Raw genomic sequence first — 11,937 nt, 5'->3', positions numbered from 1 at the left:
CAATCAAATGAATGTCTGACAAAATCGATTTTCAGTCGCTTTCATTTGGAATGCGGCGAGTTGGATGGATACGCTTTTGGGTTCAATCCATTTTAGGTGTTGTTGTTGCAGCTGTTTTACTTTTTTCAAATGTTGTAAATAATAGCGAAGGGCAGCTGGGCTTAACTCCTGGACTATCACTTACAACGATATCTTTGATTTTACTACTATTTAGTCTTTGGCAAGGTTGGTTAATAGTTAAAACTGGTAGATCAATAGCGAGTAACGCAAGACCATCAAGAGGACAAACAAGTAAATTAATAAAAAGAGGCCTTGTAGTTGATTTGTTAGGGGTTCTCTTTGGATTAATTGGATATCAAGCTCTTATGGGCGCTCTATTTATACAGGCATCCTCTCAAACTACTGGACAATTAATAACAGCGACATCAGATATTCCAATTACTGGGCTTGAGATTTTATCAGTGCTAAGTAATACCCAAGTTATTGCTGCCCACTTTTTTGGACTTTGCTTTTCTTTATGGCTTTTAAGAAGGATTTACAAATGAATTATTGATTTTAGGTAATAACTCTAAACCACCCCTCCAAAATAAGTCTGGTTCAACAGGCGTAAGAGATATTTTATTTGCTTGTATTTGAGATACGTCACTTGGCCAATTCTTTGGACCATAACCTTTTGATTTAAGATCCAAAACAACTTCACCGGCTAGCCAATAATAATCATCACCCCTTGGATCCTCTCGTTTAGAAAATTGATTTTTATATTTTCTAATTGATAATCTTGTCCAGGATAATTCTTTTATTTTATTTTTCTCGCAGGGCGGGATATTCAGATTTAAAAGAAGTGAAGGAGGCCAATTATCCATAATTGCTTGTTCGGCAATATTAATAGCAATTTCTCCAGCAAATTCAAAATTCTTCCACTTAAAACTTGCAACACTTATTGCCATGGAGGGAACATTTTCTAAAGTGCCTTCCATTGCTGCAGCAACTGTGCCTGAACAAAAAATATCTGTCCCTAAATTTGGACCGTGATTTATTCCAGAGAGGACTAGATCTGGTTTATTCTCCAATAATTCAGAAAGTGCTAATTTAACACAGTCAGCGGGCGTTCCAGAACATCCCCAAGCTTTAATGCCTTCCCCAAATAATTCGTCCGCTCTTTCCACTCTAAGAGGAGCCTGCAGAGTAAGACCATGACCAGTCGCTGATCTTTCTTGGTCGGGACATACAACTGTTATGTTATGTCCTCTTTTTTGTGCTGATTTTGCTAAAGCTCTTATCCCCTCTGCAAAAACCCCATCATCATTACTAATTAATATATTTAGCGATTTCATTAATCAATTGATTTTATTTATGGACGATGTTTAAGTAAGATAAAATAATACTTATTTTTACTATATCAGTGAGTCAAATTGAATCATTAAGTCAAATTGAGGAAAAATTAAATAATCTTTCTCTAACAGCAAAAAATAATATAAATAATGCTAATACTCATCAAGAACTAGATCAATTGAGAGTTTCCCTTCTAGGAAAAAAAGGTAATTTGTCAATTATTCTAAAAACAATGAGTCAATTATCTGCTGCTGATAGACCAATTGTTGGCCAGAAGGCAAATTTAATAAAAATAAATTTGCAGGAATTAATTAACCAAAGAAAAAATCAACTAAATAGTGAAGCCCTAGATCAAAAGATTAAAAACGAAAACATTGATGTTACTGTTCCTTCAATTGGAACCCCTAATGGAAATAAACATCCTTTAATATCAACCCAAGATGAAATCATTGATATATTTTGTGGTTTAGGATATTCAGTTGAAAGTGGTCCTGAAATAGAAAGTGATTTTTATAATTTTGAGTCTCTTAATATACCCAAAAATCATCCTGCAAGAGATATGCAAGATACTTTCTATCTTGATGAAAATCGACTTTTGAGGACCCATACTTCTCCAGTGCAAATAAGATACTTGGAAAATAATCCTCCCCCAGTAAGAATTATTGCGCCTGGGAGAGTTTATAGGAGAGATGCTGTTGATGCTACTCACTCTCCTGTATTTAATCAGGTTGAGGTTTTATGTATTGATCAAGATATTAATTTTAGTCACTTAAGAGGAACGGTTCTTACTTTTTTAAAAACTTTTTTTGGAGATATTCCTGTAAGGTTCAGAGCTAGTTATTTCCCATTTACTGAACCTTCTGCAGAAGTAGACGTTCAATGGAAAGGTAAATGGTTAGAAGTAATGGGATGCGGAATGGTAGATCCTAAAGTCTTAGAAAAATTAGGAATAGATTCTGAGAAATGGACTGGATTCGCAGCTGGATTAGGAGTTGAAAGATTTTGTATGGTAAGGCATCAAATTGACGATATCAGAAAATTCTATACAAATGATCTTAGATTTCTAGAGCAGTTCTAGTGGAATTAAGTTTTTTATTAGTATTGTCTAGCAAATTAGTTTAATATGGTTCTAGCTTTAATTTTTTGATTGGTACGTAAAGCGGGACTAATAGTTAATGATGGTAAAGAACTGGCCGTACAAACTGCAAGTTCTGTTCAGGAAAAATTGAAAAAATCTAATTATGAAGTTGTAAGAGTTAGTAGTTCTGGCGGGATGGTTGGATTTGCTAATCCTGATCAACACGTGCGACCTTTGGGATATTCGAATTGTGTCCCAGATGGTTTTGATTCATCAATGGAATTTGCAATTGTTCTTGGTGGGGATGGAACTGTGCTTTCAGCGGCTAGGCAAACGGCACCAGCAAAAATTCCTATCCTTACCATAAATACTGGTCATCTAGGATTTCTTGCAGAAGCTTATTTATCAAATTTAAATCAAGCTATTGATAAACTTATTTCTAGAAATTGGGATATTGAAGAAAGAACATGTTTTATTGTAAGCGTAATGAGAAATGATCAGAGGAGATGGGAGTCTCTCTGTTTGAATGAGATGGCTCTCCATAGAGAACCACTAACAAGTATGTGTCATTTTGAGATTTCAATAGGAAGACATGCCCCTGTTGATATTTCAGCTGATGGAGTAATTTTATCTACTCCAACTGGCTCCACAGCATATTCACTTAGTGCTGGAGGGCCAGTCATTACGCCTGATTGCCCAGTTGTTCAACTAACTCCAATTGCTCCACATTCGTTAGCATCGAGAGCACTAGTTTTTAATGATTCAGAGCCAGTAACTGTTTTCCCAGCAACTCCTGAGAGATTAGTAATGGTTGTTGATGGAAATGCTGGTTGTTATGTTTGGCCTGAGGATAGAGTTTTAATAAGAAAAAGTAAACATTCGGTGAAGTTCATTAGACTTGAAGACCATGAATTTTTCCAGGTTTTAAGAAATAAACTAGGTTGGGGTCTACCCCATGTAGCTAAACCAAATAAATAAAGATTTTTTAATTTACCTTTTTCCCTGTTAGTAAAAAAACAGGATTATTTGGTTCCAATCTTGTTCCCTCAGCTATACTCAAACTTTTGTAAGTCTGAATCAAATTTAACTTTGTTTGGAAGCTTTTATCTTCTAGTCTTTCTTTTAATGCATCAATAGTTTGAATATCTATTATTGGAATAACAATAATATCTCCAATACTCATATCTTGAGCTAAATTAATGATCTGAAGTTTAGTTTTTTTATCACATCCTCCAATTACCAATCTATTAGGTTTTTTAGAAAAACTTAAAATTTTTGAGTTAATAATATTATTTACGTCCTCTTCGAAAATTAATTTTGGTTCGACTCCCAATCTTTTTGAGTTTTCCATAATTAATGCTTTTGAGCCTACTCTTTTGTCGATACAAAATAAATCTAAATTAGGTCTTATCTTTAGTGCTTCTAAACCAATTGATCCACAACCTGCACCTATATCCCAAATTACACCATTTTTTGGGAGCTCTAGATCTGCCAAGATTTGGATACGAACCTCTCTTTTGGTTAATAGATTTGGTCTATCTTCAAAAGTTTTAAAAATATTATCACTTATGCCGAAAAGAGGAAGATTATTATCTAAATAATTTTCCTTTTTTTTTGTAAGAACAGCTATGTTTAAACTTGATACATGAGAGGGTAATGTTTCTTTTAGATTTAATTTACTTATTTTTTCATTTTTGAAACCTATCTCTTCACAAAGCCAAAAATCATAAAAGTCAATCAGATTTAATTCTGATAGGTTTTTTTTGATTATTTCTAAACTATCGTTTTTTGAGTCTGTGATGATGGCCAAATTTGAAGGCTTAGTTTTAAGAGCTTCAATTAATTTAGTTGAATCTCTTCCATGAATACTTACGTTAATACTCTCCTGCCATGGAATCTTTAACTTACTAAATGCTAATTGAATGCAAGTATTTGAAGGGTAAAAGCTTAATTCATCTTTTGAAAAATTTTCTAAGAGAATTCTCCCAATTCCAAACCAAAGAGGATCTCCTCTTGAAATTAAAATAACATCATTTTTTTGAGATTTAAGCCAGTCAATTAGTTCATTATTGCTGTGGCTTGCAAAAAATGATTTCTTTCTTTTTAAAGTTTTGTCATTCCATGATTTAATTTCTTCAAAATATGAATTTGGAACTGCGATATTAACTGTTTCTATAAATAAGTTTTGCAATCTAAGAGGTAAATCTTCAAGTTTAAAAGAATTAATTCCTAATACATGTATTTTTCTATTTATATCTGTCATAAATATTTAAATGGAATAATCAAAATTATTTGAATGTTCTAATAAACTGTCCTATTATTACTAAAGTTATCATGATAAATTAATTGTCTGAAAGGAGAAAGAGATTACATGATTTATTGTTAACTCTAATTAATAAAGATAATGAATTCAAGTTTATTGAAGAAGACTCTAGTGGTTTAACATCTAGCTATTCTGAAAAAGACACTTTGAATTTATCTCGAGTTATAGAAAAAAATCGTAAAATAATCAAAAGATACCAAGCTATTGTTAGAACTGCAGTAACTCTAGACGCTCTGATGGATTCTGAAAATGAAGAAAATTACAAAATCAAATAACAACATTTTTTCAAAAGGGATATTCCCTTTATTATTATTACTTTGCTTTATTTTGAACCCATTAAATGTTTATGCCGAGGTTGCAGAAACGGAAATTAATGGGGAATTAATAAATGCTAGTAGTGAGTTTTTAAGAGACTTGGATTTTGAAACATGGCAGTTAGTGGCTTATAAATCTCCTCTTTACGAAGATAAATTAATCTTAAGGGTCATAGGTTATCCTGGGAATCTAAGGATTGATCATCCCACTGGATTAAGGGTTGAATCTGGTAGAAAACAGTGGTTATTAGATGATAAAACATTACTTAACGTAGAATTATCAAATGACGTTAGGCAAGCTGCTGCAGAATTTGATCTAGATTCACTGATTCAAAATATTGATAAAAACAGACCATTGAGATTATCTTTATCTGGTGTCTTTTCAGATTTGCCAGTTCCTCCGTTCGTTGTTAAAGAATGGAGATCACTTAATTGATTTTTAATTGATCAGATGTTTGAAGAAGATGTAAGCCATACAAAATGGATGAAAAGAGCTATTTATTTAGCTTCATTAGGCAAAGGTAAAACAAGCCCAAATCCAATGGTGGGAGCAGTAATACTTGATAAAAATAGAAATCTTATTTCTGAGGGGTTTCATCACAAAGCGGGAGAACCCCATGCAGAGGCAATGGCCTTTAATAATTTAAAAAAAGATGCTAAAGGCGGTTCGATGTATGTTAATCTCGAGCCTTGTTGTCATCAAGGCAAGACACCACCATGTGTAGATAAAGTCATTTCCTCAGGGATAAAAGATATATACATATCCAGTGAAGATCCTGACAAAAGAGTTTCTGGAAAGGGGATAAAAATGCTTAAGGAGGCTGGAGTTAAAGTACATTTAGGTCTTTGCAAAAAAGAATCCCTAGAATTAAATAAATCTTTTATTTATAGAAATACAACTAATAATGCATATGGTGTACTCAAATGGGCAATGAGTATTGATGGAAGGATAGCCTTGAAAAATGGTAAGAGTAAATGGATTACTAATAAAAAGTCAAGATCATTAGTACATTCTTATAGATCTGAATTTGATGCAATAATTATTGGTGGTAATACCTTAAGAAAAGATAACCCACTTTTGAATACAAGAGGTCTCAAAGCTCCAGAGCCTATTAGAGTAGTTTTCACAAAAACATTAGACCTTCCGGAAAAAGCTAATATGTGGGATTGTAAGACAGCAAAAACTATTGTTGTTTATGATTCTTCTACAGCAAATGAAAAGCTCTTAACAAGAATCCCTGAACAAGTTGAAGTTGAAAAGTTATCTTCTGATAATCCAAAGTTGATTTCTCAATTACTCGCTAAAAGAGGATGTAATAAGGTTCTATGGGAATGTGGTCCTAAATTAGCTACTTCGGCGCTTAAATCTGGTTGTATTCAGGAAATAATTACTTTTATTGCCCCAAAGATTTTAGGTGGAGAAAATTGTATGAATCCTTTTGGAGATTTTGAGTTCCAAGAGATGGATGAAGTAATTAATTTAAACCACTCTCAAGTAAATTTGGTAGGAAGTGATATTTGTGTAAAAAATTTTTTAAAATTACTCTAAAAATTTAACTTATGAATTAATGAGTTAAAGTTCCGTTCGGTTCTTACCCAATAAAAAAAATACGGATACGGAAGTTGTTGGTTTAGTTTATAATATATTCAAAGTTGCAACTAATTATGCCTATAAGACAAGACGATAACCAACCTAATAAAAGATTCGGAATTGTAAATATTATTTTAATTGGTGTGGGAGCTTTGCTTTTATTCAGTAGCCTTTTCCCAAATCAAAATATGCAGATTCCTAGAGTACCTTATTCACTCTTTATTGATCAAGTAAATGATGGCGAAGTAAAAAGAGCGTATATAACTCAAGAACAAATTAGATATGAATTAAATGGAGCTGAAGAAGGGGCACCGTCAGTGTTGGCTACGACTCCAATCTTTGATATGGACCTTCCCCAAAGATTAGAAAGTAAAGGTGTCGAATTTGCAGCAGCTCCTCCAAAGAAGCCTAATTTCTTTTCAACAATCCTCAGCTGGGTAGTGCCTCCCTTGATTTTTATTCTTGTTTTGCAATTCTTTGCAAGACGAAGTATGGGAGGTGGTGGAGCTCAAGGAGCTTTAAGTTTTACTAAAAGTAAAGCAAAAGTCTATGTGCCAGATGATGAATCCAAAGTAACTTTCGAAGATGTGGCAGGAGTTGATGAGGCAAAAGATGAGTTAACTGAGATTGTTGATTTCTTAAAAAAACCAGAAAGGTACACAGATATAGGTGCAAGGATTCCTAAAGGGGTACTTCTTGTTGGACCACCTGGAACAGGTAAAACCCTCCTTTCCAAAGCAGTTGCTGGAGAGGCAGAAGTTCCATTTTTTATCATCTCAGGATCTGAATTTGTAGAACTTTTTGTTGGCGCTGGTGCTGCGAGAGTAAGAGACTTGTTTGAACAAGCCAAAAAGAAAGCACCTTGTATAATATTTATTGACGAATTAGACGCTATTGGTAAGAGTCGCTCTGGTTCAATGGGAGTTGTTGGGGGTAATGATGAAAGAGAACAAACATTAAACCAGCTTCTTACAGAAATGGATGGTTTTGCTTCTACTGATAAGCCAGTTATAGTCCTTGCTGCAACCAACCAACCAGAGGTTCTTGATGCAGCCTTATTAAGGCCTGGAAGATTTGATAGACAAGTTTTAGTTGATAGGCCTGACTTATCTGGTAGAAAAACAATACTAGAAATTTATACTAAAAAAGTTAAGCTATCAGATTCAATTGATTTGGATTCCATAGCCCAAGCCACAAGTGGTTTTGCTGGTGCAGATCTAGCAAACATGGTTAATGAAGCAGCCTTGCTTGCAGCGAGAGCCAAAAGAAAAAGTGTTGAACAACAAGACTTAAGTGAGGCGATCGAAAGGGTTGTTGCAGGTTTAGAGAAGAAAAGTAGAGTCCTTCAGGATGATGAGAAAAAAGTGGTTGCTTATCACGAAGTTGGGCATGCTATCGTTGGGCATCTTATGCCAGGAGGATCGAAGGTTGCTAAAATATCAATCGTCCCGAGAGGTATGAGCGCGCTAGGATATACATTGCAACTTCCAACGGAAGAAAGATTCCTTAATTCTAAAGACGAATTGAAAGGGCAAATAGCTACTTTACTAGGTGGGAGATCAGCTGAAGAAGTTGTTTTTGGTAAAATTACAACTGGAGCTTCAAACGACCTCCAAAGAGCAACTGATATAGCGGAACAAATGGTAGGTACTTTTGGTATGAGTGATATTCTTGGCCCTTTGGCTTACGATAAGCAAGGTGGAGGTCAATTCTTGGGTAATGGGAATAATCCAAGAAGATCAGTTAGTGATGCTACTGCACAAGCTATTGATAAGGAAGTTAGAGATCTAGTTGATGATGCTCATGAGACGGCATTGAAAATTTTGAGAAATAATTTACCTTTGCTTGAATCAATTTCCCAAAAAATACTCAAAGAGGAAGTTATTGAGGGTGAAGATCTTAAAAATCTTCTTTCTGAAAGTAAAATGCCAGCTTAGTAGATTTTAGGTTTTATAAAAGATTGATGTTAAAACCATATAAGCTCCTTAGCAAAAACTTTTTATCAATTTCAGATATTTCAATTGATGAATTAGTCTATATTTTGGATCTTGCAAAAAAATTTAAAAAAAAAGAACTTAATTTTGAAATTAAGGATAAAGTTTTAGGTCTAATTTTTGATAAATCCTCAACCCGTACTAGAGTAAGTTTTCAAGTTGCGATGTCGAGACTTGGAGGCACTACTATAGATTTAAACCCTAATACTTCTCAAATAGGAAGAGGAGAATTAATAAAAGATACAGCAAGGGTTTTAAGTAGTTATTGTGATGTATTGGCCATAAGAACATTTAAACAATCAGATTTAGAAGATTATGCAAAATGGTCTACAAAACCAGTTATTAATGCACTCACAGATATTGAGCATCCATGTCAAGCTTTAGCAGATTTTCTTACAGTTAAAGAAGAATTTGGTGATTTTAAGGATGTAGTAATCACATTTGTGGGCGATGGTAATAATGTCGCAAATTCTCTAATACTATGTGGATCCATGTTGGGCGTAGAAGTTAGAGTGGCTTGCCCAAAAGGTTATGAGCCAAAAAATTCAATAATTCAAAAGGCAAAAAAAATTAATGATAAAAATATTTTAAAAATAACTAATGATATAGAATTTGCTGTTTCAGGCGCTAACGTTTTATACACAGATGTTTGGTCCTCTATGGGCGAAGAAAATAACAAAGGTAAAAAAGATTCTAACTTTAATGGATTTACTATCAATAAAAAATTATTAAATAAAGCAAGAGAAGATGCGATTGTTTTACATTGTCTTCCAGCTTACAGAGATAAAGAGATTACTGATGAAGTAATAGAAAGCGAAAAAAGTAGAATTTTTCAACAAGCTGAAAATAGAATGCATGTCCAACAAGCTCTTTTAGCTTGCCTTCTTCAATAAAATACTTGCAGCAATCTTCATCAAAGGGTACAAATGTATTAGTACGTATTTTGTTGTTGTGGCCTACTCTGCTGAAGAAACTCTTACCGATGCTCAAAATGAGCTTTATTTATGGATAAAAGAATATTTAAAAAAGTTTCAACATAGCCCCTCCATAAGGCAAATGATGGATGCTATGGGACTTAAGTCTCCAGCTCCTATTCAAAGTCGATTAAAACATCTTCAAGAAAAGGGCTACATATCATGGCAAGAAGGGAAAGCAAGAACCTTACAAATTGTTGATGATTTAGTTACGGGGATTCCTATTCTAGGATCAGTTGCAGCTGGCGGATTAGTTGAAACTTATTCTGATATTCAAGAAAATTTAGATATATCTGAAGTATTGAAAAAAAAGGATGTTTTTGCTCTTACTGTTAATGGAGATTCAATGATAAACGCATGCATCGCTGATGGGGATATGGTTTTGATGGAACCGATAAAAGATAGATATTCTTTAAGAAATGGAATGATTGTTAGCGCTCTTGTTCCAGGATTAGGAACGACTTTAAAATATTTTTTTAAACGAGGAGAGAAAATCTTTTTAGAAGCGGCTAATCCGAATTATGAGCCTATAGAATTAAACCCTTCAGAAGTTGTCTTTCAAGGAAGACTTTTAGCTGTTTGGAGGAAGCATTACTAATGTTAATAATTTTTGTAATTTAGGATAATTGCTAAACTGTATTTAATAAAATTGATCTATATGAAACAGAAATAGTGACAGAAAAAAAATCAATCATAAATTCTATTGATAAATCAGTAAAAAATGATGATATAGAAATTCGGCCAATAATTGAAAAAATTATTAGAAATAAAATATTTATTCTTTCATTTGCACTACTTAGTAGCTTTATATCTGCAATAGTTGCAATTAATACACCAAAACTTTGGGAGGGGGAATTTCAAATTGTTTATGATGAGGAAGGTCAGAGATCTGCAGGCGGTGCACTTGGTAATTTAGACTTTTCTATTTTTAATATAGGATCAGCCAGTAGATTAAATACACAAATAAACGTTTTAAAGAGTCCTTTCGTACTTATGGACATTTATCAAAATGTAAAAAAACAAAGAAATGACAAATCTCTGACATTTAAAAAATGGACAAAATCTTTAGATATAGAAATAATTGAAGAAACAAATGTAGTTAAGGTTGTTTATAAAGATCAAGATAAAATACTTCTAAAAAAAGTTTTAGAAGATATCTCAAGATCTTATGAAATTTACAGAAAAGACAAAAGGAAAAGAGATATTGCAAAAAGCATGGATTTTCTTGAACTGCAAATTAAAAAATATGAAGACAAATCTAATAAGGATTATGCAGAATTGCTTGCATATGCTAACCAGCAGTCAATGTTTGTTCCAACCGTACTAAATGATCTTACTGCTACGAGAGCAGATCAATTTATGGCAGCTCAAATAGATTCCTTCAACAGATTGAAGGAAATTGAATTGACTATAGAACAACTAAAAAAAATACCTATTGATTCAGATGAAGTTTTTGCTAAGACCTCTTTAGTGGATAATAAAGAAGAAAGAATCCCTGAATATAGAACCTACTTAGATAATGAAATTAAATTATCTAATTTAAGAAAGATATTTAAAGATGAAGATATCTCTATTCAAACTTTAATTGCTCAAAGATCCAACTTAAGGAAAGAGATTAGATCAAAATTATTTTCTTATTTATTGGCAGAGAAGAATTTATTAACAGCAAAGGTAGAATCATTAAATCGCTCACAAGATAAATTAAATAAATTTGGAAATTTACTAAGAATTGCTTTGAAAAGTAAAACAACTCTTGATGCAATGGAACAGAACTACATTCAATTATCTTTAGAGAAGTCGAATGATTTAAATGAGGCTCAGATTATAACAAAACCAACAATTTTACCTTATGCAGTGGCACCCTTAAAAAAAAGAATGGTTATAACTACATTTTTATTTAGTTTGATATTCGCTTCACTGATATCCTATATTTTTGAAAAATTAAGAAATATTCTTAGTTCAAAATATGAGCTTTCCACAATTATACGAAATAAAACAATTGATCATCTTCAGAGTAATCAAACTTCCGAATGGAAAGATATTATTTCGATTTTGATAAAATCTATGAATTTGGACTCAAAAAGTAAAACTGTATTTTACCAATTTGGGGCAAAAGAAGATTTTGAGATATCTTACATAAATGAAATTTTGGAAGATCTTTTGGGGGAAAATAATTTTCTCATAACCTCGAACATAAGTGATTTATTAAAATATAAACAAATAATTTGTTTAGTTTATTTGGGAGTTGTTAAAAAAAGTGAATTTCAAAAGCTAACTGATCGTTTAAATTCGATACCTGACTTGAATATTAGTTACCTCACGATTGATTAA

At 32.8% G+C, this 11,937-nt stretch carries 12 protein-coding genes; 10 read left to right on the top strand and 2 right to left on the bottom strand.

All coding sequences use genetic code 11. The annotated features are described in order from the left end of the window. Positions 1 to 11 precede the first annotated feature (11 nt). Positions 12 to 545: a DUF3611 family protein gene (locus HA145_RS07150; protein WP_209128507.1), complete on the top strand. Its 534-nt coding sequence runs from the start codon at positions 12 to 14 to the stop codon at positions 543 to 545. On the opposite strand, the gene surE is transcribed toward HA145_RS07150, so the two are convergent. Then, positions 525 to 1,334, bottom strand: a complete 810-nt coding sequence (gene surE / locus HA145_RS07145) for a 5'/3'-nucleotidase SurE (protein WP_209128506.1) — start codon at positions 1,332 to 1,334, stop codon at positions 525 to 527. The genes HA145_RS07150 and surE overlap by 21 nt on opposite strands. 68 nt (positions 1,335 to 1,402) lie before the next feature. Between surE and pheS the strand changes: the two genes are divergently transcribed. Together pheS and HA145_RS07135 are read left to right on the top strand one after the other, a co-directional pair. Further along, on the top strand, positions 1,403 to 2,410 hold the full coding sequence (gene pheS / locus HA145_RS07140) for a phenylalanine--tRNA ligase subunit alpha (protein WP_209128505.1): 1,008 nt from the start codon (positions 1,403 to 1,405) through the stop codon (positions 2,408 to 2,410). A 69-nt stretch (positions 2,411 to 2,479) separates the two neighbouring features. Then, on the top strand, positions 2,480 to 3,388 hold the full coding sequence (locus HA145_RS07135) for an NAD(+) kinase (RefSeq protein WP_209128504.1): 909 nt from the start codon (positions 2,480 to 2,482) through the stop codon (positions 3,386 to 3,388). 7 nt (positions 3,389 to 3,395) lie between these two features. On the opposite strand, the gene cbiT is transcribed toward HA145_RS07135, so the two are convergent. Beyond that, positions 3,396 to 4,673, bottom strand: coding sequence for a precorrin-6Y C5,15-methyltransferase (decarboxylating) subunit CbiT (gene cbiT / locus HA145_RS07130; RefSeq protein WP_209128503.1), 1,278 nt, complete (start codon positions 4,671 to 4,673; stop codon positions 3,396 to 3,398). Positions 4,674 to 4,756: 83 nt separating this feature from the next. Between cbiT and HA145_RS07125 the strand changes: the two genes are divergently transcribed. The 7 genes from HA145_RS07125 to HA145_RS07095 all read left to right on the top strand — a co-directional run bounded on the left by HA145_RS07125 (position 4,757) and on the right by HA145_RS07095 (position 11,937). Then, positions 4,757 to 5,008 carry a hypothetical protein gene (locus HA145_RS07125; protein ID WP_209128502.1) on the top strand — a complete coding sequence of 84 codons (252 nt, stop codon included), beginning with the start codon at positions 4,757 to 4,759 and terminating at the stop codon, positions 5,006 to 5,008. After that, entirely contained in the window at positions 4,983 to 5,483 is a 501-nt protein-coding gene (locus HA145_RS07120) for a DUF3122 domain-containing protein (RefSeq protein WP_209128501.1), read from the top strand. Before HA145_RS07125 ends, HA145_RS07120 begins: the two co-directional genes overlap by 26 nt. Positions 5,484 to 5,498: 15 nt before the next feature. Further along, the gene (gene ribD, locus HA145_RS07115) at positions 5,499 to 6,596 is read left to right on the top strand and encodes a bifunctional diaminohydroxyphosphoribosylaminopyrimidine deaminase/5-amino-6-(5-phosphoribosylamino)uracil reductase RibD (protein ID WP_209128500.1); all 1,098 of its coding nucleotides are present in this window, start codon (positions 5,499 to 5,501) and stop codon (positions 6,594 to 6,596) included. Positions 6,597 to 6,712: 116 nt separating this feature from the next. Further along, positions 6,713 to 8,575 carry an ATP-dependent zinc metalloprotease FtsH gene (ftsH, locus tag HA145_RS07110; RefSeq protein ID WP_209128499.1) on the top strand — a complete coding sequence of 621 codons (1,863 nt, stop codon included), beginning with the start codon at positions 6,713 to 6,715 and terminating at the stop codon, positions 8,573 to 8,575. A 26-nt stretch (positions 8,576 to 8,601) separates the two neighbouring features. Continuing rightward, complete coding sequence (argF, locus tag HA145_RS07105) at positions 8,602 to 9,525, top strand: ornithine carbamoyltransferase (protein WP_209128498.1); 924 nt, start codon at positions 8,602 to 8,604, stop codon at positions 9,523 to 9,525. 58 nt (positions 9,526 to 9,583) lie between these two features. After that, positions 9,584 to 10,204 carry a transcriptional repressor LexA gene (gene lexA / locus HA145_RS07100; protein WP_209128497.1) on the top strand — a complete coding sequence of 207 codons (621 nt, stop codon included), beginning with the start codon at positions 9,584 to 9,586 and terminating at the stop codon, positions 10,202 to 10,204. A 74-nt stretch (positions 10,205 to 10,278) separates the two neighbouring features. Beyond that, positions 10,279 to 11,937, top strand: a complete 1,659-nt coding sequence (locus tag HA145_RS07095; RefSeq protein WP_209128496.1) for a GumC family protein — start codon at positions 10,279 to 10,281, stop codon at positions 11,935 to 11,937.

It is taken from the genome of Prochlorococcus marinus XMU1411, assembly GCF_017696075.1.
Lineage (GTDB): Bacteria > Cyanobacteriota > Cyanobacteriia > PCC-6307 > Cyanobiaceae > Prochlorococcus_A > Prochlorococcus_A marinus_V.
This window is presented reverse-complemented; position numbering and strand designations above follow the sequence as displayed.

Bases quoted from the DNA above. Each gene is read 5' to 3' on its own strand.
- HA145_RS07150 (WP_209128507.1), top strand. From the start codon at position 12: ATGTCTGACAAAATCGATTTTCAGTCGCTTTCATTTGGAATGCGGCGA.
- surE (WP_209128506.1), bottom strand. From the start codon at position 1,334: ATGAAATCGCTAAATATATTAATTAGTAATGATGATGGGGTTTTTGCA.
- cbiT (WP_209128503.1), bottom strand. From the start codon at position 4,673: ATGACAGATATAAATAGAAAAATACATGTATTAGGAATTAATTCTTTT.
- HA145_RS07120 (WP_209128501.1), top strand. From the start codon at position 4,983: ATGAAGAAAATTACAAAATCAAATAACAACATTTTTTCAAAAGGGATA.
- ribD (WP_209128500.1), top strand. From the start codon at position 5,499: ATGTTTGAAGAAGATGTAAGCCATACAAAATGGATGAAAAGAGCTATT.
- ftsH (WP_209128499.1), top strand. From the start codon at position 6,713: ATGCCTATAAGACAAGACGATAACCAACCTAATAAAAGATTCGGAATT.
- argF (WP_209128498.1), top strand. From the start codon at position 8,602: ATGTTAAAACCATATAAGCTCCTTAGCAAAAACTTTTTATCAATTTCA.